This window comes from Psychrobacter glaciei (genome assembly GCF_014652895.1).
In the GTDB taxonomy this organism is placed as follows: Bacteria; Pseudomonadota; Gammaproteobacteria; order Pseudomonadales; family Moraxellaceae; genus Psychrobacter; species Psychrobacter glaciei.
Genome location: NZ_BMZR01000003.1, coordinates 400816 through 427038, shown reverse-complemented (window position 1 = coordinate 427038; position 26223 = coordinate 400816). Strand labels below are relative to the sequence as shown.

General features: G+C 42.4%; 24 protein-coding genes. 14 read left to right on the top strand and 10 right to left on the bottom strand.

The genetic code is table 11. The features are described from left to right. Positions 1–4: 4 nt before the first annotated feature. The 3 genes from IE130_RS09370 (at position 5) to IE130_RS09360 (ending at position 3045) form a co-directional block, all read left to right on the top strand. Positions 5–1171, top strand: a complete 1167-nt coding sequence (locus IE130_RS09370; protein ID WP_189584991.1) for a nucleotide sugar dehydrogenase — start codon at positions 5–7, stop codon at positions 1169–1171. Then, positions 1171–2184, top strand: coding sequence for an NAD-dependent epimerase (locus IE130_RS09365; RefSeq protein WP_189584988.1), 1014 nt, complete (start codon positions 1171–1173; stop codon positions 2182–2184). Before IE130_RS09370 ends, IE130_RS09365 begins: the two co-directional genes overlap by 1 nt. A 93-nt stretch (positions 2185–2277) precedes the next feature. Then, positions 2278–3045 carry a hypothetical protein gene (locus IE130_RS09360; RefSeq protein ID WP_189584985.1) on the top strand — a complete coding sequence of 256 codons (768 nt, stop codon included), beginning with the start codon at positions 2278–2280 and terminating at the stop codon, positions 3043–3045. On the opposite strand, the gene IE130_RS09355 is transcribed toward IE130_RS09360, so the two are convergent. The 5 genes from IE130_RS09355 to glnE all read right to left on the bottom strand — a co-directional run bounded on the left by IE130_RS09355 (position 3042) and on the right by glnE (position 10477). After that, positions 3042–4142: a glycosyltransferase gene (locus tag IE130_RS09355; protein WP_189584982.1), complete on the bottom strand. Its 1101-nt coding sequence runs from the start codon at positions 4140–4142 to the stop codon at positions 3042–3044. The two genes, IE130_RS09360 and IE130_RS09355, sit on opposite strands and share 4 nt — an antisense overlap. Positions 4143–4206: 64 nt before the next feature. After that, the gene (locus IE130_RS09350) at positions 4207–5073 is read right to left on the bottom strand and encodes a glycosyltransferase (RefSeq protein ID WP_102092193.1); all 867 of its coding nucleotides are present in this window, start codon (positions 5071–5073) and stop codon (positions 4207–4209) included. 103 nt (positions 5074–5176) lie between these two features. Then, complete coding sequence (locus IE130_RS09345; protein ID WP_189584980.1) at positions 5177–6013, bottom strand: glycosyl transferase; 837 nt, start codon at positions 6011–6013, stop codon at positions 5177–5179. 106 nt (positions 6014–6119) lie between these two features. Continuing rightward, positions 6120–7049 carry a branched-chain amino acid transaminase gene (locus IE130_RS09340; protein WP_101204426.1) on the bottom strand — a complete coding sequence of 310 codons (930 nt, stop codon included), beginning with the start codon at positions 7047–7049 and terminating at the stop codon, positions 6120–6122. Between the two features lie 560 nt (positions 7050–7609). Further along, complete coding sequence (gene glnE / locus IE130_RS09335; protein ID WP_189584976.1) at positions 7610–10477, bottom strand: bifunctional [glutamate--ammonia ligase]-adenylyl-L-tyrosine phosphorylase/[glutamate--ammonia-ligase] adenylyltransferase; 2868 nt, start codon at positions 10475–10477, stop codon at positions 7610–7612. Positions 10478–11057: 580 nt separating this feature from the next. On the opposite strand from glnE, the gene tusD reads away from it, so the two are divergent. The 4 genes from tusD to IE130_RS09315 all read left to right on the top strand — a co-directional run bounded on the left by tusD (position 11058) and on the right by IE130_RS09315 (position 12632). Next, the gene (tusD, locus tag IE130_RS09330) at positions 11058–11519 is read left to right on the top strand and encodes a sulfurtransferase complex subunit TusD (RefSeq protein ID WP_189584973.1); all 462 of its coding nucleotides are present in this window, start codon (positions 11058–11060) and stop codon (positions 11517–11519) included. Between the two features lie 67 nt (positions 11520–11586). Then, on the top strand, positions 11587–11910 hold the full coding sequence (locus tag IE130_RS09325; RefSeq protein WP_189584970.1) for a hypothetical protein: 324 nt from the start codon (positions 11587–11589) through the stop codon (positions 11908–11910). Positions 11911–11964: 54 nt separating this feature from the next. Beyond that, positions 11965–12294, top strand: a complete 330-nt coding sequence (locus IE130_RS09320) for a hypothetical protein (protein WP_189584967.1) — start codon at positions 11965–11967, stop codon at positions 12292–12294. Continuing rightward, a complete protein-coding gene (locus IE130_RS09315) occupies positions 12291–12632 on the top strand; it encodes a TusE/DsrC/DsvC family sulfur relay protein (RefSeq protein WP_189584964.1) in 342 nt (113 codons plus the stop codon). The genes IE130_RS09320 and IE130_RS09315 overlap by 4 nt, the downstream gene beginning before the upstream one ends. Before the next feature lie 75 nt (positions 12633–12707). Here IE130_RS09315 and IE130_RS09310 read toward each other — a convergent pair whose 3' ends face one another. Continuing rightward, positions 12708–13277, bottom strand: a complete 570-nt coding sequence (locus IE130_RS09310; protein WP_189584961.1) for a tRNA (cytidine(34)-2'-O)-methyltransferase — start codon at positions 13275–13277, stop codon at positions 12708–12710. A 362-nt stretch (positions 13278–13639) separates the two neighbouring features. Between IE130_RS09310 and IE130_RS09305 the strand changes: the two genes are divergently transcribed. After that, on the top strand, positions 13640–13780 hold the full coding sequence (locus IE130_RS09305; RefSeq protein WP_189584958.1) for an entericidin A/B family lipoprotein: 141 nt from the start codon (positions 13640–13642) through the stop codon (positions 13778–13780). A 123-nt stretch (positions 13781–13903) separates the two neighbouring features. On the opposite strand, the gene hemW is transcribed toward IE130_RS09305, so the two are convergent. Beyond that, positions 13904–15130 (bottom strand): radical SAM family heme chaperone HemW, encoded by a 1227-nt coding sequence (gene hemW, locus IE130_RS09300; RefSeq protein ID WP_189584955.1) that lies wholly within the window; start codon positions 15128–15130, stop codon positions 13904–13906. 383 nt (positions 15131–15513) lie between these two features. Here hemW and IE130_RS09295 point away from each other — a divergent pair, with 383 nt between their 5' ends. The 5 genes from IE130_RS09295 (at position 15514) to accC (ending at position 21359) form a co-directional block, all read left to right on the top strand. Further along, positions 15514–16011 carry an EVE domain-containing protein gene (locus IE130_RS09295; RefSeq protein ID WP_189584944.1) on the top strand — a complete coding sequence of 166 codons (498 nt, stop codon included), beginning with the start codon at positions 15514–15516 and terminating at the stop codon, positions 16009–16011. Between the two features lie 156 nt (positions 16012–16167). After that, positions 16168–17208, top strand: a complete 1041-nt coding sequence (locus tag IE130_RS09290) for a hypothetical protein (RefSeq protein WP_189584941.1) — start codon at positions 16168–16170, stop codon at positions 17206–17208. Positions 17209–17692: 484 nt separating this feature from the next. After that, entirely contained in the window at positions 17693–19060 is a 1368-nt protein-coding gene (locus tag IE130_RS09285) for an MATE family efflux transporter (RefSeq protein ID WP_189584938.1), read from the top strand. A gap of 369 nt (positions 19061–19429) precedes the next feature. Beyond that, a complete protein-coding gene (gene accB / locus IE130_RS09280; protein WP_025652782.1) occupies positions 19430–19858 on the top strand; it encodes an acetyl-CoA carboxylase biotin carboxyl carrier protein in 429 nt (142 codons plus the stop codon). Positions 19859–19997: 139 nt separating this feature from the next. Then, complete coding sequence (accC, locus tag IE130_RS09275) at positions 19998–21359, top strand: acetyl-CoA carboxylase biotin carboxylase subunit (protein ID WP_189584935.1); 1362 nt, start codon at positions 19998–20000, stop codon at positions 21357–21359. Positions 21360–21524: 165 nt separating this feature from the next. Here the strand turns inward: accC and IE130_RS09270 are convergent, their stop codons facing one another. Continuing rightward, positions 21525–22145 (bottom strand): hypothetical protein, encoded by a 621-nt coding sequence (locus tag IE130_RS09270; RefSeq protein ID WP_189584933.1) that lies wholly within the window; start codon positions 22143–22145, stop codon positions 21525–21527. Between the two features lie 266 nt (positions 22146–22411). After that, positions 22412–24196 (bottom strand): 2-isopropylmalate synthase, encoded by a 1785-nt coding sequence (gene leuA, locus IE130_RS09265; protein WP_189584930.1) that lies wholly within the window; start codon positions 24194–24196, stop codon positions 22412–22414. A gap of 217 nt (positions 24197–24413) precedes the next feature. Here leuA and IE130_RS09260 point away from each other — a divergent pair, with 217 nt between their 5' ends. After that, positions 24414–24902, top strand: a complete 489-nt coding sequence (locus tag IE130_RS09260; RefSeq protein WP_189584927.1) for an Lrp/AsnC family transcriptional regulator — start codon at positions 24414–24416, stop codon at positions 24900–24902. A gap of 5 nt (positions 24903–24907) precedes the next feature. Here IE130_RS09260 and IE130_RS09255 read toward each other — a convergent pair whose 3' ends face one another. After that, complete coding sequence (locus IE130_RS09255; protein ID WP_189584924.1) at positions 24908–26164, bottom strand: YbfB/YjiJ family MFS transporter; 1257 nt, start codon at positions 26162–26164, stop codon at positions 24908–24910. Positions 26165–26223 lie beyond the last annotated feature (59 nt).

The window sequence follows — 26223 nt, the reverse complement described above, 5'->3', positions numbered from 1 at the left end:
TATTATGAAAATAGCAGTAGTAGGTACAGGCTATGTAGGCTTATCAAATGCAATGCTATTGGCACAGCACAATGAAGTCGTCGCTGTCGATATTGTTCCTGAAAAAATTGACCTATTAAATGCAAAACAGTCTCCAATTGAAGATGAAGATATTGAAGACTTTCTATCGCATAAAAATCTCAACTTTTCTGCGACACTTGATGCTGCGACGGCCTATGAAGGGGCTGATTTTATTATCGTCGCAACGCCAACCGATTATGATACCAAGACCAATTATTTCAATACATCAACGGTAGAAGCAGTGATTGAGCAAGTACTTCTAGTCAATCAGCAAGCGACTATTATTATAAAATCTACAGTGCCAGTAGGATATACAGCAAGTATCAGAGAGCGATATGAAACGGATCGCATTATTTTCTCGCCTGAGTTTTTGCGAGAAGGCAAAGCACTGCACGACAATCTTTACCCTTCTCGCATTATTGTGGGCGCACAGTCTGAACAGGCACAGCAGTTTGCTGAGTTATTGCTTGAAGGCGCTATCAAAAAAGAAGTACCGCTACTATTTGTAGAATCAACTGAAGCTGAAGCCATTAAATTATTTTCCAATACCTACCTAGCCATGCGCGTGGCCTATTTCAATGAGCTCGATACTTACGCACAAACCTTTGGGCTTGACACCAAACAAATCATAGAAGGTATTGGCTTAGACCCACGTATAGGTAACCATTATAACAATCCGTCATTTGGCTATGGCGGCTACTGCCTACCCAAAGATACTAAGCAGCTATTGGCAAATTATGATGAGGTGCCAAGCAACCTTATAAAGGCTATTGTCGATTCTAATAGAACTCGCAAAGACTTTATTGCTGACAAAATTATCGAAAAACGGCCAAAAATTGTGGGCATACATCGACTGGTCATGAAAAGTGGATCAGACAATTTTAGAGCTTCTGCGATACAAGGTATTATGAAGCGCATCAAGGCAAAAGGTATCGAAGTTGTTGTTTATGAGCCTGCACTGCAAGAGAGTGAATTTTTTAATTCGCGAGTTATTCAAGATTTAGAAGCATTCAAATCGATGAGTGATATCATCGTGGCAAACCGCCTATCTGCTGACATACAAGACGTCTCTGATAAAGTATTCACAAGAGACCTATTCGGGAGCGACTGATGAAAGTTTTAGTCACGGGTGCTGCAGGCTTTATTGGTTTTCATTTAATCAAAGCTCTACTAGAAATAGAGCTGCCTAATAGCAATAATTGCATCGTTGGTATTGATAACATCAACGACTACTATGACGTGAGCTTAAAAGAAGATCGCTTAAAACTACTAAACGAAATATCGGAACCAGAATACTTTACTTTCATTAAGCTAGACCTTGCTGATCGCGAAGCCATGTCTGATCTTTTTTCTACCTATCAATTCGATATTGTCATTAATTTAGGTGCACAAGCAGGTGTCCGCTACTCTATCGAAAACCCGAATGCTTATATTGATTCAAATGTGGTTGGCTTTGTTAATATACTTGAAGGCTGTCGCCATCATGATATTAAGCATTTAATCTATGCCAGCTCCAGCTCGGTCTACGGTATGAACATAAAGCAGCCATTTACCACTGCTGATTGTGTTGATTTTCCTATCAGCTTATATGCAGCCACGAAAAAATCAAACGAGCTCATGGCTCATAGCTACAGCCATTTATATAATATCCCTACGACAGGATTAAGGTTTTTTACCGTTTACGGTCCTTATGGTCGACCTGATATGGCATATTTTTCTTTCACCAAAAAAATTCTAGCTGGTGAGCCAATCAATGTCTTCAATAATGGTGATATGCAGCGTGACTTTACCTACATTGATGATATTGTAAAAGGTATCATTCGGATAATGGATAAAGCCCCCTCTCCTCAATACTCTACTATCACTACAGCGACCGCCCCTTATAAAATATATAACATTGGCAATAATCAACCAGTAACTTTACGCCGTTTTATCACTGCCATCGAAAACGCTTGTGGCAAAAAAGCGCAAGAGAATTTATTGCCGATGCAAGCAGGTGATGTGCCTATTACTTATGCGGATATAGACGAGCTAGTAGATGATATTGATTTCAAACCTGATACCAGTATCGAAGATGGCATCACAAAATTTGTCGAATGGTACAAGCAATACTATTCAGTTTAAACAAAAGTATTTTATAAACCACTTTGGTATCAATTTTTTCGACAGACCTTTAAGCTCTAATTGCATCATACTTGTTCAAAGGATTTTAGTGACATGACTACACCTTCAAACTGGCAAAGAAAACTGCTATTGATATTTCTAAGTGAAAAAAGATTGAATGCGGGTAAGATTGTCAAAAACTATGATGGTAAAAGCTTTAATGAGATGAAAACGACAATAATCACTGAGTCATCGTGTGATATTGAAGCACTGACAGATGAGCGTAAAAGTACAGACTTAGAAATCCACTTAAATAACTTAAAGTATCAATCTTTAGGAGAGTCTGAGCTCTGCTTTTATCACAATACGCTTATTATATTGATGCGCCGCAAATACAAAATAGATAAAACTTTTGCTGAATTTGAAAAGCTTTGGGAGTCAGAAAGCGATTATTTATTAGAGCATCTTTCGCTGCGCTGGATTGTCTCAGCCTGCGATACTTTCATTGATCACTCAAACAACAGTCTTAGAGCTGCTATTTTAATGAACGTCATCACTCTAATGAATACCTTAAGAGTTCATGAGACCAAAAACTTTTTACAACTAAGCGCTAATGCTGAACCTAAGCCGTTATTAGACGAAAAAACCGACATACTGTATGCCGGCGATTTGCCTCTATACGATGGACTTACTTATTTCCGTATTGGTACCGACGATAGCTTAAGAAATATGCGTAAACGCTATAATAAATTTCAGAAAGTCGATAAGTTAGCTACAGCTATACTCCTCGCTGTATTTGAAAAACTACAGAATAACCAAAGTGCTTTCGCTACTCTACGGCAATTGCATAGAGATGATTGGTCCAAATGGTGGTTAGATTAAGACCTTTTATCTGTATTATTAACATTCGATGCAAATTCGATATACTTCTTGGCTATTGTGACAGGAAGGAGTGCTTCGCTAAATTCAGAGTGAAATTGCTCTGGATCTTTCATGGCTAGGCTTAACTTAGCTGCAATAGCATCTATGTCTCTCATAGGCATTAGGTTTTTTTGAGGTAACAACTCACTTGGCCCAGATTGGCAGTCAGTACTGATAACTGGTGTTCCTAAAACTAAAGACTCTGCAATCACTAAAGCAAAACCTTCCCAATCAGAAGTCAATACTTTAAATTTCGCATGCTTTATATACGGAAAAGGGTTTTCATGGAAACCTAAAAAGACAACTTTATCTTCTAGATTGAGCTCTGCTACCAGCGCCTCTGTATTGCTTTGAAGCTTCCCTTTACCCAAAAGAAGCAACGGCAAAGACTGATCTGTCTTCGCGTAAGCTCTCAATAGCACATCATGACGCTTTGCTTCTTTAAAACTGCCAACGTGAATAATATAATTTTGATATTCTGGAATGAAAGCATCAGCTAACTTTTGAATACCATCTCTATCAATAGGATTATGTATTGCTGTAGTTGAGGTAACATGACCAAAGTTTTCTACAAAATCCTTTTCTACTCCGTTACTGACACAGGCACAAGGATTTTTGGAATAAATTCTCGTAAAGTTTTCTTTTCTCTGATGACCAACATCTGTTTTTGCAAACTTATACAGTAATGACAAAGTATTATGAATCACGTAAATGATGTTCGGCAGGCTACTGTAGCTAAAAATACTGTCTGAACGATCAAGATTAGACAAAATGATATCAGGCTGTCCGATATTTTTTTTGACATAACGATCTACCGCATGAGCGAAAAATTTATCGCGACGCTGTGTTCCTGGTATCATCTTGTAGGGTTTGAATTTGAGCACATGATAAATAAGGTTTGGATTAAGATCATATTCAACCCGTGGTTTGAATCTTAAAATATGTACTTCGTATCCTAATTCGTAAAACCCCTGCCCCAAAGTAAGAACGACTCGCTCTGCCCCTCCACCTTGTAAACAATTAATAGCGAGCAACGCTACTTTTTTATCCTGCTTCATAAACGACAACCTATGGATGAATTTCTATTCATTTAATGTGTGAAATATTATTATATTAAATGAATCAACGTTTAAATAATTTTGCAAATAGTGATTTAGAAGCCTTTGGTCGAGTCACTTTATTGCCTATATATCCTTGTTGTGATTTTTTTGGAAAACTACCAAATGGCTCAATTCGATAACTTTCTAAATCATATCCAGCAGTAAGCGCTTCATTATAGTAGGTATCGAAAAGATCGACCAAATCCTGTCTTGGATGTGGTAATACTTCACCATCAAACCAATGCTCAATCCCTTCCTCACTCACTCTAGGTAAGGAGTACTTATGGCTGAATTGTGTGCCCATATCCGAATAATGCAAAATTTTGATTTGTTCTATTGCTAAGTCTTCACCATCGATACAGTTATAACTATTTTGATAAGGCTCAATCAGTTGCGTATTTTTCTTAAACAAAGCCATCATTTCTTTGTGACTTTTGGGATCTTTTTTAAGTTTCTCAATAGGCAAAACCACATTTTTTGCAGCATCGCAATCCCAAACACAGGTACATAGACGAGTCATATCGGCATTTGCTTTAGCGGCTACTATAGACTGTCCTTTGATAGGATGCTGCCATAGCTTTGCTAGATCGTCTAAAATAACAACATCAGCGTCCATATAGATCGCACGTCCAGAGTAATTGCAATACTCTGGAATCGCCCATCTAAAACCAGAAAAAGGCGTTGACCACTTAGTAGTATCCCAGCCCTTACCAGTCTCAGGATTTGAATACCAGTAGCTATCCGGATCGCGCGATAACTGCATCCATACTATTTCCACTGGCATACTAGTATGTTTATGAATACTATAATCTAGAACCATCATCTGCTCTAAATCACAGTTATTTGGGTCACAGCCAACAAAGACTCTGATGGTATCATTTGTTTTCATAATTCTATCCATTCACTGGGTCATGCTTCTATCTTCACGAATATAAAGATAGAAAGCATCAATACTAACGTTTGCTAATATGGTAATAACTATAAAGTTAAATCTATTCTTTCCAGTACTTTTCAATCCACCCTACTGGTAAGATAAAATGACGCAAATGGCGCAATGGGCGTTTCAAGTTTTTAGGCTCAGTAAGTCTTTTTAGATGGTCTTTAGCATTATTGGCGGCGTTTTTATTGTATCTGCCTTCAATAGCATGCGTAGGATACAAATCACCTGGGAAAATGACAATACGAGCGCCTTTAGGAATCTTCGGTTCTTTGATGTAGTTAAGCGGAAATGGTTGGCGACATTTACGTCTAAAGTGTGCCACCCAAGCTTTTGGAAATAGTTTTACACCACCTGGTGCATTGCGGGTGACAAAGCGCTGCTCAAAACGATATTCATCAGCGATACCTTGTGGATCAGCTTTGAACTTCTCTTGGAGTGAAACAAGTGACCCTATCTGAAATCTAAAACAAGAAGTCTGTCCTAAGCGCTCTAATGGATTACTCGGGTTGTAAGACAAGATAACATCATCTGGCTCGCCATACTCAAAGAAAGGATCGAGGCTATCGACGATAATCACATCCAAGTCTACAAATAATACTGTCCCTGTTAAATCGCCAAGTTTTTCGCCCCACAAACGAGATTTAGGCCACTTTCCTAACGTATTCGTTGGCATAGTGACATCTAATGGTGGCAGTTCTTGACATTCGATTTCTGGACGTACATCAGTCGTATCATCCGTAAAACACACAAAACGAAACGGCGGGGTGATATTACGAGATACCATACCATATAGTTTATTGGCGTAATCAGCACCGTACTTTGTACCCCATTTAATACAAATAATTTGTTTGATATTATTATTATCGGCTGTACTAGAATCTATTGGCATTGACTGCTCACTTTAATCGTATGAATAAATATGATGGCTATATTAGCATAAAAAAAAGACTGAACAATTATGTTCAGCCTTTTTGATCTTTAAAGTAACGTCATTATTAATCAATAAAGCTCAACCAGTCCATATATTTCTCATTACGACCATGAACTACATCAAAGTATAGGGTTTGTAGTTTTTCAGTCAACTCACCGCGGCCACCATTACCGATGATGCGATCATCATATTCACGAATAGGCGTAACTTCAGCAGCAGTACCTGTCATAAATATCTCGTCAGCCAAGTAAAACTCATCACGAGTGATACGGCGTTCGATAACATTGATACCTAGGTCAGCCGCAAACTGCAAAATAGTACGACGGGTAATACCGTCTAATGCTCCACCTGATAGGTCTGGCGTATGTAGCTCACCATTTTTTACCAAGAATAAGTTCTCGCCTGCGCCCTGACATACAAATCCTTGTGGATCCATCAAAATAGCTTCGTCATAGCCATTACGCGTCACTTCTTGGTTTGCCATAATAGACACAGGATAGTTACTAGAGGCTTTAGCCTTACACATAGTCACGTTTGGCATGTGATGCGTATATGATGACGTTTTTACACGGATACCGTTTTTGATACCTTCTTCGCCCAGATAAGCGCCCCAGTGCCATGCAGCAACCATCGCGTTGATGCTGTTATCGCGTGATGACAAGCCAAGTTTTTCTGCGCCTACCCAAATGAGGGGACGAATATAGGCTTCTGCTAAGTTGTTTTGTTTGACCACGTCTTTGTGCGCTTGCTCTAGGGTTGCAGCATCAAATGGCACATCCATTTGAAAGATTTTCGCTGAGCCCAGTAGACGCTCGGTATGTTCTTTTAGGCGAAAAATAGCCGTGCGATTGTCAGCTGTCTGGTAAGCACGTACGCCTTCAAACACCGCCATGCCATAATGCAAGCTATGCGTAAGCACATGAACTTTAGCATCTGGCTGTTCGATCATCGTGCCATTCATCCAAAGCTTACCATCTTGTGTTGCCATATTCATTTTATTGTCCTTATGCTAGCACTGACGTCTAACTTTTTTTAGGTAGGTTTTATTTAGGGTCTATTGAACATTCAAATGTGGAACTGGCAGTGGCTACTTTTTAGACAATACGCAGTGAAATTTTTGATGCCTAGTCATTCTAGGGTAGACAATTTCGCCATGTATTGGCAAAAAATAGCCTTGCCCTGAAAGGCTGATGCTAAAATCACCCCAAACGTTGTTGTAAACCTAGCTAAGGTCTCGACATTATCGTCGGTTTACGCCTAGTTTGGGACGATTTTAGCGATCAGCAGTCCTAATATTTGAATGTTCAACAGACCCTAACAGTATCGATCAACATCGTATGATAACACTACAGCGTCAATTTTTATTGCTTAAAACACAGCATTATTATGACGAACGACTGACAGTGTTATGATAATGTGCGACCGATTATATCATTGGCCATGCTGGCAAATGCAAGGTTTTAGTTTGTGCTTAGGTGGCTCTTGTTTATATTAAAATATTGAGTTTGAGCACATTGCCTTATTATGAGCAGACGATAAGTAAAGAAGTTACTATTATTTTTGCTCTGCTGATTCTACACCCATAAGGTGTTGCCACTGCGCTTGTACTAACGCTCGCGTCTCTTGCCATAGCGACTCATCAACGAGTAATGACTGCTCTGATAATGCTAACTGATGGGTGGCAGCGCGTATTCTCAGATAGGCATCGGTCAACTCCTGACAGACTTGCTCTTGCCAAATGCCAAGCAAAGCAACTTCTGCAAAAATACGCACATTGTCACTCCATTTGGTCAAGCTTGAATATTCATGCGAATAAGCCAGTACAGCAAACTGTGCTAAAAACTCAATATCTACAATACCGCCTGCATCCTGCTTGAGATGAAACTTGCCTGCTTGCTGTTGCCATTGACTGGTACCTAGATGCTTTTGCATTTTGATACGCATACTGGTGACTTCATTACGTACTTGATCCAATGTCCGTGGCAGTGACAACACATCTCGGCGAATATCACAAAAGCGTGCAGTGACTCGTCTGTCTCCACAAATCGCGCGAGCACGTACCAGCGCCTGATGCTCCCATGACCACGCTTTATCGATTTGATAGGTTTCAAACGCATGACAAGATACCACCATCATGCCAGCATTCCCCGAAGGTCGCAGGCGCATATCAATCTCATAAGCGCGGCCATCACGGGTTTGAGTATTGAGATAATTCATTAGCTTTTGTACCAGACGAGCGGCAAACTTCATACCACTGACTGACTTCTCGCCAGTGGTCATACCCTGCTCTTTTATCTTATGCAAAAAGACCAAGTCCAAATCTGAAGAATACGACAATTCTAACCCGCCAAGCTTGCCATAACCGATAATGGCAAAGCCGCAGTCCGCTTCAGTGACCGGATCACCATCTTGGCCAATCGGATACCCATAACGGTTAACAATCTCAGCAAAGGCGCGCTCTAACGCTGCTTCTAGTACTACTTCAGCAATATATGTCAATGAGTCCGACACTTTCATTATCGGACGTTCAGCCAATACATCGCTAGCCGCGACAGCCAATACTTGGTTCTTTTTGAACAGTCGCAAAACGCTTAGTAGCTCTTCTTCATCGTTAGGCTCGACGCGCAGCAACTGTTGGCGCAGGATATCGCGCAACTCACGCTTATCTGGCAAATGGCGATAGCGCTGCTGCAAAAAGGTATCCAACAACACAGGATACTGCGCCAGCTCTTTAGCGATCCACGGGCTGGCTGATAGCATTGGAATCAGCTCGATCGTTGCATTGGGGTTTTCTGCAATCATCACCAAGTAGATAGACCGGCGGCAAATGGCCTCTAGCAATGCAATCAAGCGTGGCAAAGCAGTATTGGCCAGCTGCTGCTGTTCTTGATGAGCGAGTAACGCATGGACAATCACAGGATAAGCATCATCCAAGCGCTCTCTGGCCTCATCACTCAAGTTAGCGACCATTTTTGACTGCCAAAATTTCTGTAATAACTCACGATTGCCTTTTGTTAATACTTCGTCTAAGCGCGCAATCTGCTCTTCTAGATGTTCTGGCTCTAAATCGGTATCGTCATTATCAGGTACTTGGCGCTCAGTGACCATACGTTCAAATGGCACATTGACATTGTCTCGATGATGATTGAGCTGGGTGAGTAAGGCTTCCCAGTCGTCAAACTCTAACGTGACTGCTAGGTTGTGCTGCCAATAAGGGTCATGTGGTAGACGCTGAGTCTGCTGATCGTTAATCGCCTGAATAGCATGCTCAAGCCGACGCAAAAACCGATAAGCCATTTGCAGCTGCGCGTACGTTGACTGCTCTAGATATCCAAGTTCGCACAACACTTGCATTGCTTGTAGACAAGGCTTGATCTGTAATTGCGGATGCCGACCACCATAAATCAGCTGAAAAGCTTGTACAATAAACTCAATGTCTCTGATACCGCCCGCGCCAAGCTTAATATTATCTAAGTCTTCACGCTGTGCAACTTGATTTTGAATCAGAGATTTCATTTCTCTGAGTGCTGAAAAAGCACTGTAGTCAACATAATAACGAAAGACAAACGGCTTAATCAGTGACTGAATCTCATCATAAAATGGCGGCTCTATCTGTCCAACCACACGTGCTTTTAGCCAAGCAAAACGCTCCCAAGCACGTCCATGCAAGGCAAAATACTTCTGTAAGGCTGAGAGATGGATGGCCAAATCACTTCCATCACCCCATGGGCGCAAGCGCATATCTACCCGAAATACAAAACCATCTGCCGTTTTATTATCCAGCAGTTTAATAATCCCTTGACCAAGCCGAGTCATAAAACGCTTGTTGTCTATACTACGAGTGCCCTTCGCTTTGTCACCATTGGTCTCACCGCGCGCTTGATGCACAAATATTAAGTCAATATCGCTCGATAGATTCAACTCATGAGCACCAAGCTTACCCATGGCCATGATTGCCATGTCATCGATCTGCACATTGCCTAGCTCATTGACAAAGGTTGGTTCACCATATTTAGCAACTAAGTGCTGATAGGTATATTCCTTGGCAAATGAAATACAACCATCCGCAAACTCAGATAACTCATCGGTTAATTGCTCAAGGGCAATCATGCCTAGAGCATCTTGCCAAATCCAGCGCATCATCAACAGCATCCGTAAGTTTCGGAGGCCGCTCATGACCTTGGCTTCATCAGCAAGTTGGTAATTTTCATCTAGCGTGTAATCTTGGATCAGGTCATCAATTTGCTGGCGTGTTAAGGTATGATCAAGAGGATAACTGCGCAAAAACGTCTGACATGAAACGGTCCGACTTTCCCAAATCTGATAAGCAAATTCGCTCGCTGTCTGCAGGACTTGCAGTTGTTCTACGGTAGGCTGATAATCTGTACCATTGTTCACACGTGAGGGCATAGCAGGTAACATAGTGACGAAAACTCCTTACATAGAATGGTAAGACTACGTGAACCTAGCTCATAAGTTTATTGTTTTTTCTTACGAGGCAGTCACAGCATCAAATAATAATACTCAATGTGCCTACACTTGAGATAAAACCACGTTAAATAACAGTGACTCTATTTGGTTTGCGGCGCTTTATGTTAGCATAAACATCTTTGATAGAGACGACTCACCTCTCTTTTATGATATAACGATATTAGGGCATGTCATCAATTAGCACATGGATACATTTAGTGGTCTTAAAATGGCTAAATTTAGCCAAACATCGTCAGAAATCTTGTCAATATGTTCATATTTACGGCAATTTATTCCTTGTTTGGCTGCAATTTTCCTCATTTTAAGCCGCACAATCTAAATGATGACACGCCCTAGATGTGACAGTATGATCCGCTGTATGTCGCATTATCAGTATAAACTCTGTTTTCTGTCACGCAAATTTGCACGCAGACGCTATAATAATGTCATTCAAATTAATTTATAAAAAACATTTATAGCAACTTGGCCGTACTTTTTAAACTCTTATTTATAATATGTGATACTGCGCCTTATGACGACCACTACCCCACTATTACTGATTACTGCTGACCCTAGTCATCCATTGGCACACTTGGCGTTACGTTACGCACGCGCTTACCTAAAGAGCGCAGCCAATAGTCATGATATTGAAGACAATGACACTAATAGTACAGGCAGCAGCGATAATGCTACCACTGAACAACCACTGCTCAATGTCTTTTTTTATGGGGACTCAGCTCATATAGCCAATCGATTGCGCTGGCAGTCAGCTGAGCAAATTGACCTGACCCAAGAATGGAAAAATCTGGCTAAGCAATATCAATTGCCATTACCCGTCTGCGTCAGTACTGCGCTCAGTCGTGGAATTAGTGATAGCGAAAACGGTACTCGCCATCGGCTTGACGGTGACAATCTTGTGAAAGGGTTTACGTTAGTGGGACTCAGTGAGCTGGCAATGATGATGCAAAGCAACTGTCGCCTCATACAATTCTAGCAGCGCATTATTAACAGCGACTGCTTTGACGACGACTGCTTGTGACAAACAACTTTTGGAATAAACCATGAAATTATTGATTCAGCTGCGTACACCAACAGAAATGGCAAGTTATGAAGGTTGTGCCCTCGCTTTAACCTTGGCAACGTTTGGACACGACGTCCAGCTGTACTTAGATGCCCCTGTTTTTGGCTTATTGATGCAATCTGACTCGCGGCTGCATGGCATGATTCAATCACTTGAGCTTTATGACATGCCAGCCGCTTGGCTACCTGAGGATGTATTCAGTGGCTGGGTCACTGGTATGTTGCCGACTGATTTGGCATCACAGCTTACACTAGTGCCAGAGGTCATCAACTCACAAGACTTTGATCAGATACTGGCCTTTTAAATCGCTACAGAATTTAGACTTATAAAATAACAAAGCACGTAATCGGATACTTTTATGGCAACTTTATATCAATTACATAGCAGCATGGACAAGCTCAGACGCAGCACAGAAGAGATATCACGCACTTGGCACACAGGTGACAGTATTCTACTACTAGGCACAACTGTCGCTTTTATTGACTGGCTCAATGCTTATTTGAATGACAGTGAGATAGATGGCATTGCGGGTATTTATGCATTAGCAGATGATATAGCGCAGTTAACGGAAAACACCACTGGTAAGCTAAATTTAGAGAGCAAATTGACCCGTATTTTAACGGATGAAGAATGGGTCGAGCTGACTCAAGACAGCCAATTTGATAAAGTGGTGACCACTGCATTATGACTATGCCTACTACGATGGCGACAACTGATATCGCCTTAGATCAAGACGGTCATTTATGTGATCACACTATTTGGTCGCCTGCGATTGCGCAGCAGCTGGCAAATACGTTGGATATCAACTTGATTGCTGAACATCTAGAGATTCTACAACAGGTGCGCGCCTTTTTTGTCAAATTCAATCACGCACCTGCCACGCGTCCACTTATTAAATGGTTACAGAAAACCCTGCCTGAGCAGGATATAAGCAATCAAAAATTGCAGCAATTATTTAATACTGGATTGGTCGCGCGTCACGTCAATCGTCTCGCTGGATTGCCCAAACCGCCTAACTGTTTATAGAGTCACACTGATTGCTATCCGAATTTGGAGGTTTAAAACATGACTTCCAATCAGAATCAATAAGTATATTAACCGCTATTTAGGGTCGTATACTGTCAGAGTGTCATAACCAACACTGCGACCTTCATCACCCACAAAACCCTGCTGACGCCATATCTCATATAAGCATATCGCCACACTATTGGACAGATTCAAACTGCGTGAATCTGCCAGCATGGGCAAGCGTAACCAATGATCGGCACCAATACTTTCACGAATGTCATCTGCCAGCCCTGCTGTCTCAGAGCCGAAGACTAGGGCGATGTTAGGTGGCGATGTCAGCGCATTTTTTTCACCATCATCACCAGTGACCTGCCCACTAAAATTATAACCATAAAATGGCTTGCTCAGCTTGGTAGTCAATGCTGTGATGACATGACAGTCCGATGCTATGAGCGCTTGCCTAGCAGCTGCCCAATCGTCATGTACCTGCAGGTGGGCATACTCATGGTAATCCAATCCTGCACGGCGTAGCTTCTTGTCGTCAAGCTCAAACCCTAAAGGCTTCACCAAATGTAACTGCGCCCCACTATTGGCACATAAACGAATGATATTGCCAGTATTACTGGGCATTTTTGGTGCTACCAGCACGATATGAATAGTCATTATCACTCCATCAATTGTCTGAATATCATTATTTTAATTCTCTAGCAAATTTTATATAAATAGAACTTGGTGTCAGGCTGGCTTAGTCTACTATTGTTAGTAGCTTCGCTCGTTGTCTTCATATGAAAATAATCTTGAATAGAAGATATATATCAAGCGTAATTAAAAGTTACAGTTTACTGGCAAAAATTACATTTTGATACTGGGCATATATTTTAACTTTCTTTATGATGGCTCTACTGGATTGCGAGATAATATATACACATTGTTATCGTATCCTGTAATCCTTCAGTTAGGCTTAAGCAATTTGCTTAGCGTCGCTGCTGTTACTTATAACTACCCATTTATTTTGAGGAATTATTATGAAAAAATTAATCATTGCATCTTTGACGGCTATGTTTGTATTGACTGGTTGCAACACTTTTAAAGGTCTAGGTCAAGACGTATCTGGCGCCGGTGATGCTGTAACTGGTAGTGCTCAAGAAGTTCAAAACAAAATCTAATTATTAATTCATTAGACTTGTTTTTAAAAGGCTTACCATTTATTTGGTAAGCCTTTTTTTGTTTCCATATTTTATCTTGTTGAGCAATCATTTTGCAGCATCTTTAAAACGAGCAAAGTCCTGTTATAAGAACGCTCTTAATATTTGGTTTAGATACCTGCTGCCTAATACTGTTGGCTTTAGCTGCTGACGATCATCTACGAGTAACCCCTGCTTGACTAGCTTATCTACTTGCCCAGCGACACTGTCATAGCAAAGTCCTGTTCGATCCTCAAACAGTGCCCACGACACACCATCGTGCAGACGTAGTGCATTTAGCATAAACTCGCTCACCAATTCGTCACTAGCAATCTGTTGCCAACCAATCATTTTTGGGAAATGTTGGCTGTCATGAGATGTCTCAGTTATATCTTGATAGTCGACATAATCCTTGGGTAAACGTGACTTACTAAAACGATAAATACCTGATTTTGCTACTAACTCACTACCTTGACCTTCATGTTTTTTTACAGTCACCTTGCCGTGAGCACCCGCGCCAATCGCCAAATAATCACCAAACTGCCAGTAATTGACATTGTGGCGGCACGGCTTATCGGAAGCACCAGACCATGCCGACACTTCATAATTGTCATAGCCCAATTGCTGTAGCAATGCCTGACCGGCTTGCTCAATATCAGCGAGGCTATCCTCATCTGGCAAAATGGGCTGACTGCGATAAAACACCGTGTTAGGCTCAATCGTTAGCTGATACCAAGAGATATGGGTCGCGCCAGCATTATGCGCGGTTTGAATATCACTAAGTGCTTCAGTCAAGCTTTGCTGCGGCAAGCCATGCATCAAGTCGACATTGACGCGCTCAAACCCAGCACTCCGTGCCGCCTTAATCGCTGATAATGCTTGCTTGGGATCGTGTATGCGCCCGAGGGTTTTGAGCTTATCCGCAGCGAAGCTTTGCACACCAATTGACAAGCGATTGATACCGACATCCAGATATTGAGCAAATGGCGCGTGTTCAAGCGTACCCGGATTGGCCTCCATCGTAACCTCAATGTCATCTGCGAATATAAAACACGCACGCAAGCCCGCAAATAAACGCTGATACTGCGCAATCGGCAGTAGTGATGGTGTCCCACCGCCAATAAATATCGAGCCAATTTCACGCCCTTGAGTCAACGACTGCTGCATTTGAGCATCCAATAACAAAGCATCGACGTATTCGTCATACATCGATAGCTGACTGTCTACTGGCAGCTCATGCGAATTAAAGTCGCAATAAGGGCACTTCTTCACACACCATGGAATGTGAATGTAGAGTGCTAACGGAATATTCATCACGTTTATATCAGTCATATGAGCATCGCTATTGGTAAAATCGAAGGCATTAGTCTTATTTAGTATGTAGGATTGACTATAGCTATAAAAAGTATCGCTAGGATAACGGTTAGAGGCCTCAATGAAAAGCATCGTGACAACAAAATAACTCACAAAACCACTCACAAAATCTATGTTAATACTGGCATCTGACAGGCAATATAGCCATTACTCACAGAAATTGGTCGTTAATAAACCACCGCTATAGTAGATTCACTTTAAAAAAGAGACAGTGTGACTGGGATGAATTTTTCGTCGCCTCTGTAATAGCAGCAAGCAAGGAAAATTTATACCAGTCACACCTAACTGGCAATATATCGATTTTATTCTGAACTGACTATACCAATAAAGGAATACCAGATATGGCCTATTGGCTTATGAAATCAAACCCAAAGTTTTTTAGTATTCAGGACTTGCAGCGTTTAGGCACAGAAGGTTGGGATGGCGTGCGCAACTATCGTGCCCGTAATTTTATGCGCGATCACATGCAAGTCGGTGACAAGGTATTCTTTTATCACTCTAGCGCCAAACCCTCTGGCGTTGCTGGCATTATGACCGTCAGTCAAGCAGGCTATCCCGACCCCACCCAGTTTCATCCCGAACATCGTCACTACGACCCTATCGCCACCGAAGATGAGCCACGATGGTACATGGTAGATGTCACCTTTGAGCAGGCATTTATAGAGGTCTTACCATTATTAGAGCTCAAGTTTTTGCCCGCACTTGAGGACTCATTGCTGCTTAGGAAAGGCTGTCAGCAGTTAACCGTTATTCCTCTAGAACCCAAACACTGGCAGGCTATCATCGATATGGCAGAAACGCTTGATTTGATATCCGCCAATAACAATCTTGCACTGTAACCATTGCGTATGTTTTCTATGACATCAATTAACACTTATTCATGCGTTTGCCTTTTAAATTTTGCTATATTTATCAGCCCAAATAAAAAACTATATACCCAACAGCAATATTCTACCTTTTTGTAACCGTCATATTTTAATCATCAGGACTCGTTTATGAGCGCACCCAAACTAGTATTGTCTTTATTAACCGTTAGTATGCTCGGCCTAACGCTGAGTGCTTGCGGCAGTGATAGCGATAAGATCAAAGAAGAGTATGACCGTGTAGAAGATCAGGTTAAAGATGAATACGATCGTATAGAAGACAAGGTCAAAGAAAAGTATAAAGAGGCCGAAGATAAGCTGACCGATGACGAAAAGAGTATGGCAGAGATTTTAGAATCTGTATTTTTACCAGAGGAATCATTTGACAACTTCTTAGACAAGCTCACTCCAGAAGGCGGACGCGGTGGTCTATATGTCGGACACTTCGTCGAGCTAAACGACGGTGATAGTAATGACATCGATATCGGTGCGGTCTACTTCGACATCAGTAATCAAGGTGCGGGTAGCGTCGATGGTAGCTTTAGTTATCAGCAGCAAGCTTGCCAAGAAAACAATGCTTTGGGCATAAACTCAGCGCTCAAAATCGATAACTATATCGCTGGGAAAGTCACGGGTAGCCTCGATACGTTAGAGTTTTTGGATGTCAAATATGTCAGTGACTTAGGGTTAGAGACGCCAAACTTGCTCACCACTTTTGCAGGGAGCTTTGAGGAAAAACAAGCTGGCTCACCGTGGAAAGGCAGTTTTGAATACCTAGACGGCTTAGGCGGGCAAAAACTGTCCAGCGGTGAAGACAACTGCAAGGTGACTTATACCCTAAGCGATCGCTCTAACTTTACCACTTACGCGCTCGATTACGACCTTGGCAAGATGAACCTCGATGTAACGGGCAATGGTAGCCAAAAAACCGTTACTTGGCAGAATCCGATCGATACTCAGCATGTATTGGTCAGTCAAATTGATGTTAATAAAGCCGAGTCTGGCGCCAATGGTTACGTCCAAAACCTCGTGTTGAGCAACCTTGAGACACAGTTTACACCGTTGATTCCAAACAGCTCGACCAACTACGCCATCGTAGTGCAAGCGTTCGATGCTAATAACAACTTGATCGGCTATCAAGCAGTGGTACAAGATTTGCCAGAATCCCGATAGATTTTGGCCATATAATAGACTTTCTTGTAGAAGCCTAGGGCGTATCTTCATTTCAAAAATGGTGATAAAAATGAGATAAATTGCCGTCAAACAAGAAAAATAGTGCAGATAATATCGGGATATTAACCAGCTATTTGACGATGTTTGGCAAGATTTAGCCATTTTTAGCCCATTCAGATGACTATCGAGTGAATTGAAGACACGCCCTAGGTTTAACCCACGTGATGGATATTACTAAGCACCATAAAACCTTTCTAAAACGTTGACATCCCAGTCTGGCTTCTTTACCATCTTATCTACTTATGACCTGTCAATCTATCACTTGGATTGACGGGTTATTTTTATTTAAGTGTCTTTACTTATCGAATTGCTTGTCTTATTTATTGTCAGTACAACGCCACTGTTGCTGTCTCGCTATTGAGTGGTCGATGACAGTATTTGTCTATCAACACTAACCACCGCGAATTATGAAAAGTTGCTAATTATGGCTTTGCCAATATCCTTTACCGATTTCAAAAGCTACAGTTTACGTTTGGGCGTGCTCGCCTTACCCATCTTGATTACTCAGTTTTGCCAAGCAGCACTGGGTGTCGTCGATGCTATCATGGCAGGTCAAGTTTCTGCCCTCGACTTGGCAGCGGTCGCTGTTGGCTCTGGTATTTGGCTGCCACTGTTCTTATTAGCCACGGGTATTTTAATCGCCACCACCCCTCTCATTGGGGAAGCTATAGGACAGAATAAACACAACCAAGTACCACATATCACTCAGCAATCCTTATGGACAGCAGGTGTGATTGGGATTCTTGGGTTTATTATTGTCAATCTTGCACCCAATGTCCTTGGTGTCATGGGCGTCCCCGAAAACATCCAACCGATAGCGTCACAGTATTTACATGGGGTGTCGTTTGGTTTTCCTGCACTGGCGGTCTATGCCGTCCTACGCAGTTATTGCGAGGCGCTTGGGCGACCTGAGCCGGTGACAGTGATTAGTATCATTGGCCTGATCGCAGATATCCCGCTCAACTATATCTTTATCCATGGTCTGTTTGGCATGCCAGAAATGGGCGGCGCTGGCTGCGGGGTTGCAACGGCATTAGTATTATGGATAAACGTCTTATTGCTCGTCGCTTATACCAGCTTTACTAAGCGTCAGCAATTTGCCAGCACGCGCTTCTTTTATGGTTTTGCCAGACCCAATCGCACCCAGATAAAAAAACTGCTCAAGCTTGGCATCCCGATTGGCATCTCAATCTTCTTTGAGGCCAGTCTATTTAGCTTGGGCGCACTGGTCATCAGCCCATTGGGTGAGCTGGCAACTGCCTCGCATCAAGTGGCGCTGGCGGTGACATCGCAGCTGTTTATGATACCCATCTCGGTTGCCATGGCACTGACCATTATGATATCCAATCGCTTTGGTGAAAAAAACCTGCTGGCGCTGCGCCATGTACAAGCGACCGGACTTATCTGGACTGTCCTGATTGCCATCGTTTGTATGCTTGGAATTTGGCTATTCCGCCCACAATTAGCAGCCGCGTTCACGGACAATGTAGAAGTCAGAGCACAAGCCATGCACCTTCTCATCTTTGCCCTTGCTTACCAACTATTTGATGGCTGGCAGGTCAACATTGCCGGGATACTGCGCGGTATGCAAGACACCACGATACCGATGTGGGTCACGCTATTTTGCTATTGGTTGGTTGCCTTGCCCCTTGGCATCTATTTGGTGCGTTTCACCGATGTGGGCGCGCAAGGGTTTTGGATGGCCTTAATCACTGGTCTTTTCTTATCTTCGATTCTGCTCACCCTGCGTCTACGCTATCAACAAAAGCGCCTCAGGATACTTTGGGCTTAAAGTTGCTATAGTCGGTTCAATATAATTTAGATACAAGGAAGCCGAGCGAAAGTACTACAATTAGTAGACTAAGCAAGGCTGACACCATATCCAACTTATATAGGATTGACTATATCATTTTTATCTAATTTTAGTCTTTAGTAAGTAGCGTCTAGTAACCAGTACTGGCGCTACCTCGTCACATAGACTATGATAAATCATTAGCATTTCTTACTCACAAGAAAAGCTTACGTCAAAATATGTAAAATTTCTCAGTTAACAACTGTACATTGATTGCTCATTGCCGCGAATCTAGGTATCATTAGCAATTACTTAGACAATATTTCGTTACACTATTTCTCGAATTTAGTACAAGGCATTATAAAAATTATGGATATTGAAAAAATACGTACCCTAATCGCCCTCATGGAAGAAAGTGAACTGGTCAATTTAGAAATCAGTTCAGATGATGAGCATATTAGCCTAACGCGGCACTACGATACGCCAGCGCCAACCATGATGGCTGCGCCTGCTGCTGGAGTAGCACCTATCGCAGCTGACGCTAAACCGGCGGTAAAAGCTGGTAGCGTTGAGACGTCGCCAATGGTCGGTGTTTATTATTCAGCCCCTAGCCCGAATGATCCGCCGTTTGTGAAGGTCGGACAAAAAGTGCAAGCGGGCGATACGCTTGGTATTATCGAAGCCATGAAAATCATGAATCCCCTTGAAGCGACTCAAAGTGGTGTCGTTGACGAAATCTTGGTAGATAACTCTGAAGTCGTACAGTTTGGTCAGCCTATCATTCGCTATAAAGCGTAATAATATTCGCCATACTTTACATCGTTATGATTGACATTGCGCTATTAGTCATCGCACCCCATCATTGCATTTGATGATGCCCATCGATGACTGATATAGCGACTGCATCATTAACTGCCGCTTCGACAAGGATGACCCCATGATAAAAAAACTGCTCATCGCCAATAGAGGTGAAATCGCTCTACGTATTGTTCGTGCCTGTAAAGCGCTAGGAATCGAAACTGTAGGCGTTTATTCAACAGCTGATGCTAACTTAATGCACCTGCGTTTCGTTGATGAAGCCATCTGTATCGGCAAACCCAATGCCAATCAAAGCTATCTTGATATTAATACTATTTTGACAGCAGCAGAAATCTCTGGTGCTGATGCTATCCATCCCGGCTATGGTTTTTTGTCTGAGAACGCTGAATTTGCAGAGCGTGTTGAAGAGGCAGGCTTAACCTTCGTCGGTCCTAATGCGGATCATATTCGCCTGATGGGTAACAAAGTCTCTGCTATTAATGCCATGAAAAAAGCAGGCGTCCCTACCGTACCTGGCTCTGTTGGAGCAGTGACGTTACATAATGCTGAAGAGCAAGCACGTAATATCGGTTTTCCACTGTTGATCAAGGCGGCCTCTGGTGGTGGTGGTCGTGGTATGCGAGTGGTTGAACGCTTTGAAGATATTATCGGTCAAGTACAGGCGGCAAAGCAAGAAGCTGAACTATGGTTTGGTGATGATACCGTCTATATGGAACGCTACCTACAAAATCCGCGCCACGTCGAAGTACAAGTACTGGGCGATGGTAATGGTAATGCAATCCATCTATATGACCGTGATTGTTCATTACAACGTCGTCACCAAAAAGTATTAGAAGAAGCCCCTGCCCCTGATATTCCTGATGATGTGCGTGAACCTATCTTAAGAGCGTGTGTCAAAGCTTGCGAGCTTGTTAAGTATCGCGGTGCTGGTACGTTTGAGTTTTTGTTTGAAAATAACGAGTTTTTCTTTATTGAGATGAACACTCGGGTACAGGTAGAGCATCCAGTTACCGAGATGATTACGGGTATTGATGTCGTCGTTGAGCAGCTAAAGATTGCGGCAGGTTATGGTTTGTCTTACCGTCAAAGCGAGATCGAAATTCAAGGTCACGCGATTGAGTGCCGTATAAATGCTGAAGATCCAGCGACCTTTATGCCTTGTCCGGGTACCGTCAATCAGTTGTTTGCGCCAAGTGGTGCTGGTGTTCGTTTTGACTCTCATCTCTATCCCGGCTACGAGATACCAACCTATTATGACTCGTTGATAGGCAAACTGATCTGTCATGGTCAAACTCGCCAGCAAGCCATCTCTAAGACACTACACGCGCTTGATGAATTGGTGATTGAGGGCATCAAAACCAATATTCCTTTACATCGTGACGTGATATTAGCGGATGATAGTTTTGTACAAGAAGCACAAAACATTCACTATCTAGAAAGAGAATTATTAACAGCACACAAAGCCAAATCAGCGTCTTAGTTTGCCACTTTATTTTTATATAACGATAATGAGTAAAATCATCATTTAGCGTTGATAAATAGAATAAAAAAACCCGCTATCTATTAAGATAGCGGGTTTTTTAATGGGCTCACATAAAATTGAATTTTCTTTATAGACAATAATATCAATAGAATGTATCAAACATTATGGCAATACTCTGTTGAAGTTCATAAAGCATTCTTTGCCATCAGGGTCAGCGCACCACTGCATTTGGTTGCCATCATGGTTCAAAAACGCTATCAGCGCTTCATCAGTTTGATCAATCTTATTACCAGAGCAGTCTACTTCATTATTGTCATATACCGTTCGAATGGCAATAACGGGTAAGCCTTCTTCGCGATGAGTGACCAGATAGCGACCGTACGTCCATTCTTCACCACTGACAGCCCACATTTCATTGTCGGCACCAAAGTTATATAACTCGCGGCATTGATTGGAAGCCAACGCTGACGCCATCAAATTATTGCGGGTGTTCGGCTGAATATTGAGAACACGCTCTTCGCTTTGTGTAAGAATCCCACCGTCTGTGCCAGCATTTATTTTTGGCTCATCACCTTTGCTTGCTGGCGTTTCTACCAATGCCGCTTGCCTAGCCTCAGCCTCTTTAGTCATGGTCATACTACTGTCTAAGTCTATTTCCCATTGTCCAGCAATGGCAGGACTAATATGCGTCGTAATCGTCGGCTTACTAACTACTTCGCCATTCACTGGCAAGGAAGCCAGAATAGAGGCCAATGTAAATGAAGCAAATGATATCGGTTCCATAATTAACCTTTTTATTTATAATAATTGAGCAATACGTACATTAGCGTAAGTCTTAGACACCAAAAACACAAGTAACATTATGCTATTGGGTTTATGAATTTATGACACACGGAATCCAATGACCTATTAATTATTTTATCACCCGTGTCTGTTTTAACCACTCAAACAATAACGCCATGGTTCTCACTGACGAATCGTAAAGAACCATGACGTTATGAGTGGGCAGGATTAACGCTACTAGCACGCTATGTACTACTGTTAAGCTATTAAGCAGCCGTAGTGTTTAGTGCTTGAGCAAAGGCGGATAATGCTCCTTTTAACATCGCTGAGACCGTGCTGCTACACGTGCCAATACCAGAGTAAACTTCGCCATCAACATTCAATTGAATGTAAGCGGCAGCATTGGCATTGGTTTTGTTATCACGATTATTATCATCATCGATGCCATTACCGCTATTGTGCTGCGGATTGATCGCGTGTTCAGCATAATTAATGATATGCAGCGACTTGCCAGTATGCTGCGCAAGACCGTTGATAAATGAGGACAATGGACCATTACCCGTGCCATCAATAGTAATGGTATCGCCATTCATCTGTACTTGACCGTTAAAATAAACTTGCCCGCCTTTATTATTCACGCTGTAGTCTAGTAGCTCAAAGCTACCTTGACGCAAGTAAGTGTTTTCAAAGGTCTGTAAGATTTCATCATTTTGTAATTCGCGCGCCACTGTTTCGGCCTGTTGCTGAACCACGCGGCTAAAGTCAATTTGCATCCAACGTGGCAAGTTAAAGCCATAATTGCGTTGCAAGATATAAGCGACCCCACCTTTGCCAGACTGGCTATTGATACGTACCACATCTTGGTAACTGCGACCGATGTGTGCCGGATCAATAGGTAAATACGCCACATCCCAAATGTTATCGGTTTGGTCGGTATGTTGCTCATTATAATCGAGAGATTTTTTGATGGCATCTTGATGCGAGCCACTAAAGGCAGTAAAGACCAATTCACCAACATAAGGATGACGGGGATGCAGCGGTAAATTATTGCATTCGCTAACCACTTGGACGATTTCACTCATATTGCTAAAATCAAGCTCAGGATCAATACCTTGGCTAAATAAGTTCATCGCCATGACCATAATATCCATATTACCGGTACGCTCGCCATTACCAAGCAACGTTCCTTCAATACGATCTGCACCCGCAAGCACCCCTAGTTCAGCAGCGGCAACGGCACAACCACGGTCGTTGTGCGTATGCAGACTGACTATCACATGCTCGCGCATGGCAAGATGGCGACAGAAATACTCAACTTGATCGGCAAAGACATTGGGCATAGACGCTTCAACGGTTGCCGGTAAATTAAAAATTACTTCTTGACCATTCTGCGGCTGCCAAACCTCACAAACTGCATCGCAGACTTCTACAGCATACTCAGTCTCTGTCTGGCTAAAGCTTTCAGGCGAGTATTGAAACACCCATTCTGTCTCAGGGTATTTTGCCGCATATTCTTTCAATAGCTTGGCACCTACGATAGCAATTTCTTTAATCTCAGCTTTGTCTTTGCCATAGACTTTTTCACGTTGGACACGGCTGGTTGAATTATAGACATGGACGACAGCACGTTTTGCGCCTTTTAATGATTCAAACGTACGAGCAATTAAATGTTCACGTGCCTGTACCAAAACCTGCAACGTCACATCATTAGGCACGTGGTTTTCTTCAATGAGTTTACGGGCAAAATCAAACTCAACTTGCGCCGCTGATGGGAAACCAATCTCGATTTCTTTAAAACCCACATCGACTAAAGTCTCAAAAAAGCGCATTTTTTGTTCAATAGTCATCGGATCGATCAAAGCCTGATTACCATCACGCAGATCGACACTTGCCCATATTGGTGATTTCTCAATCGTTTTGCTTGGCCATGTGCGATCTGGCAATGAGGGCGCAAACGCAAATGGACGATATTTTTGATAGTCAAAAGCGGCGCTTTTTGGTGTCTTTTTGGCAGTCGGCGTGGCTACAGTGCGTGTGGCTTGGTCAGACATAATCAATCCTTAGATAATATGAAATTTATATTTTAGCGAATAAGGCTGCTGATTAGATCAGTATTGAGCATACGAGATAACTAAAACTTATACTCTAATAATAGCAAAGTTTATGAGAGAGAAACCCGCTTTATTACACCATAATTAGAGTTTATTTAGTGAAATAAAGCGTTTTTGTAGATATAATTAGATTATTTCACTAGCGAGTAACTATCCCATGCCTAGTAGTCATTCTGATAGTCCCATATTGACTGATATTGACGAGACCGATAGACGTTTATTATGTTTATTACAGACTGAAGCCCGAATGAGTATCACCGAGCTTGCCGAACGTGTCAATTTATCTGCGACCCCTTGTGCCCGCCGTATCAAACGCTTAGAAGATACCGGCGTCATTACTGGCTACCATACCAAAACAGATGCACAAAAACTTGGCTACCCGCTCGCCGTATTTATCGCAGTCAGTATGGATCGTCATACGGCTGAGCGTTTCGAGCAGTTTGAGCGCAAGGTCCAGAGTTTTGAGGAAGTTATCAGCTGTAGCATCGTCACAGGACGCACAGAAGACTATCTTATTAAAGTGAGAGTGCGCGATATGGCGCATTACGAGGAGTTTTTATTACACCGGCTCAATCGTATCGAAGGCGTGGCTCAAGTGCATACCAGTTTTGAGCTACGAGAAGTATTTAGCCGCAGCGTGGTGTAAAAGGTTTAAGCACTTGTGGGTGACTGTCGGTGGAACAATATCAGCAATATTAATCCAATAATAAGTCCGATAGCAGCAACGAGCAACCCTGCATTGAAATTGTCGTCCTGCCCTGCCAGCGCAACTGTGACTAAAGGACCCAAGAACTGCCCTAGCGCATAGGCCAATGTTGCCAATGCGATTAGCAAATTAGAATAGGCAGGATTGATATTTTTGAACAAAGTGAGTGTCATCGACACCATACCTACGAATGTCAGCCCTAAAATAGCAGCATTACCATATAGCCCAATCGCACCATCAAACCATATAGGCAAGCACATACCAAATGCTTGCAGTACCGTAAGACCCATCAAGGTTTTTATCTCACCGATACGTTTGGCAAGCGCACCCCATAGTGGATTCGACAACATGGCAAAAATACCAACCACCAACCAAATCATCAACCCAGCATACGTCTGCGTCGTTAAGCGCTGTGCTGCCATGACTGGCAGAAAAGTTGCCGAACTGATATAACCAAACCCTGCCAGTACATAGCTTACAGAAAGTAAAGCAAGTGCTTTATGGTGACCAGCCACGGCTTCGTATAAGGAATGCTTAAAATTTAAATAGGCTTGATGCACTGATATGTGCTGTTTAGCGCGAATGTGCTGAGATTCAGTATGCTGTGACTGTCTTGGTTTTATAGTATAGAGCAGCCACAAAAGCGGTAGACTAGTGAGACCTGCTACTAGCCAAATCACATCAAAATGATAACCCAATATTAACAGCCACCACGTCAGTATGGCGGAGGCGCTAATGCCAACACCAATACCTGCATAATGTACTGCCGAAAGTACAGAGCGACGCTCAGGACTAAGGTTTTGAATCACAAACGATGAGCTTAATATCATCGCTATGCCACTTGCAATGCCTGCCAGCAAGCGAATGATATACCATAAATTTAACGACATAGATGGCACAACCAGCAGCATCGTTGTGACGATACTTACCATGACCCAAAGCGTCATGACCTGCCACGTCGCGCGCTGAGGTACGAACATGGCAATGAGCGCGCCGATAAAGTATCCAATATAATTGATTGAAGCCAACCAGCCTGCAATCGTCGTCGATAACGATAACTGCACCATAATATCAGGTAAGGTGGCGGTAAAGAGAAAACGTCCATAGCCCATAACCACTGCCATACAGTAGAGACCGATACAGGCAATGGCAGCTTCGTTGGTAATCGTAGGGAAAATACGGTTTTTAAAAGCCGTCATCATGACAGAGCCATTTTTGCGACCATTAGCACACAATCCTTTGTGTTAAAGCATTTAAAAGC

What these genes read in the sequence shown, in the direction of transcription:
- IE130_RS09370 (WP_189584991.1), top strand. Translation starts at nt 5, where the DNA reads ATGAAAATAGCAGTAGTAGGTACAGGCTATGTAGGCTTATCAAATGCA.
- IE130_RS09365 (WP_189584988.1), top strand. Translation starts at nt 1,171, where the DNA reads ATGAAAGTTTTAGTCACGGGTGCTGCAGGCTTTATTGGTTTTCATTTA.
- IE130_RS09360 (WP_189584985.1), top strand. Translation starts at nt 2,278, where the DNA reads ATGACTACACCTTCAAACTGGCAAAGAAAACTGCTATTGATATTTCTA.
- IE130_RS09355 (WP_189584982.1), bottom strand. Translation starts at nt 4,142, where the DNA reads ATGAAGCAGGATAAAAAAGTAGCGTTGCTCGCTATTAATTGTTTACAA.
- IE130_RS09350 (WP_102092193.1), bottom strand. Translation starts at nt 5,073, where the DNA reads ATGAAAACAAATGATACCATCAGAGTCTTTGTTGGCTGTGACCCAAAT.
- IE130_RS09345 (WP_189584980.1), bottom strand. Translation starts at nt 6,013, where the DNA reads ATGCCAATAGATTCTAGTACAGCCGATAATAATAATATCAAACAAATT.
- IE130_RS09340 (WP_101204426.1), bottom strand. Translation starts at nt 7,049, where the DNA reads ATGAATATGGCAACACAAGATGGTAAGCTTTGGATGAATGGCACGATG.
- glnE (WP_189584976.1), bottom strand. Translation starts at nt 10,477, where the DNA reads ATGTTACCTGCTATGCCCTCACGTGTGAACAATGGTACAGATTATCAG.
- tusD (WP_189584973.1), top strand. Translation starts at nt 11,058, where the DNA reads ATGACGACCACTACCCCACTATTACTGATTACTGCTGACCCTAGTCAT.
- IE130_RS09325 (WP_189584970.1), top strand. Translation starts at nt 11,587, where the DNA reads ATGAAATTATTGATTCAGCTGCGTACACCAACAGAAATGGCAAGTTAT.
- IE130_RS09320 (WP_189584967.1), top strand. Translation starts at nt 11,965, where the DNA reads ATGGCAACTTTATATCAATTACATAGCAGCATGGACAAGCTCAGACGC.
- IE130_RS09315 (WP_189584964.1), top strand. Translation starts at nt 12,291, where the DNA reads ATGACTATGCCTACTACGATGGCGACAACTGATATCGCCTTAGATCAA.
- IE130_RS09310 (WP_189584961.1), bottom strand. Translation starts at nt 13,277, where the DNA reads ATGACTATTCATATCGTGCTGGTAGCACCAAAAATGCCCAGTAATACT.
- IE130_RS09305 (WP_189584958.1), top strand. Translation starts at nt 13,640, where the DNA reads ATGAAAAAATTAATCATTGCATCTTTGACGGCTATGTTTGTATTGACT.
- hemW (WP_189584955.1), bottom strand. Translation starts at nt 15,130, where the DNA reads ATGACTGATATAAACGTGATGAATATTCCGTTAGCACTCTACATTCAC.
- IE130_RS09295 (WP_189584944.1), top strand. Translation starts at nt 15,514, where the DNA reads ATGGCCTATTGGCTTATGAAATCAAACCCAAAGTTTTTTAGTATTCAG.
- IE130_RS09290 (WP_189584941.1), top strand. Translation starts at nt 16,168, where the DNA reads ATGAGCGCACCCAAACTAGTATTGTCTTTATTAACCGTTAGTATGCTC.
- IE130_RS09285 (WP_189584938.1), top strand. Translation starts at nt 17,693, where the DNA reads ATGGCTTTGCCAATATCCTTTACCGATTTCAAAAGCTACAGTTTACGT.
- accB (WP_025652782.1), top strand. Translation starts at nt 19,430, where the DNA reads ATGGATATTGAAAAAATACGTACCCTAATCGCCCTCATGGAAGAAAGT.
- accC (WP_189584935.1), top strand. Translation starts at nt 19,998, where the DNA reads ATGATAAAAAAACTGCTCATCGCCAATAGAGGTGAAATCGCTCTACGT.
- IE130_RS09270 (WP_189584933.1), bottom strand. Translation starts at nt 22,145, where the DNA reads ATGGAACCGATATCATTTGCTTCATTTACATTGGCCTCTATTCTGGCT.
- leuA (WP_189584930.1), bottom strand. Translation starts at nt 24,196, where the DNA reads ATGTCTGACCAAGCCACACGCACTGTAGCCACGCCGACTGCCAAAAAG.
- IE130_RS09260 (WP_189584927.1), top strand. Translation starts at nt 24,414, where the DNA reads ATGCCTAGTAGTCATTCTGATAGTCCCATATTGACTGATATTGACGAG.
- IE130_RS09255 (WP_189584924.1), bottom strand. Translation starts at nt 26,164, where the DNA reads ATGATGACGGCTTTTAAAAACCGTATTTTCCCTACGATTACCAACGAA.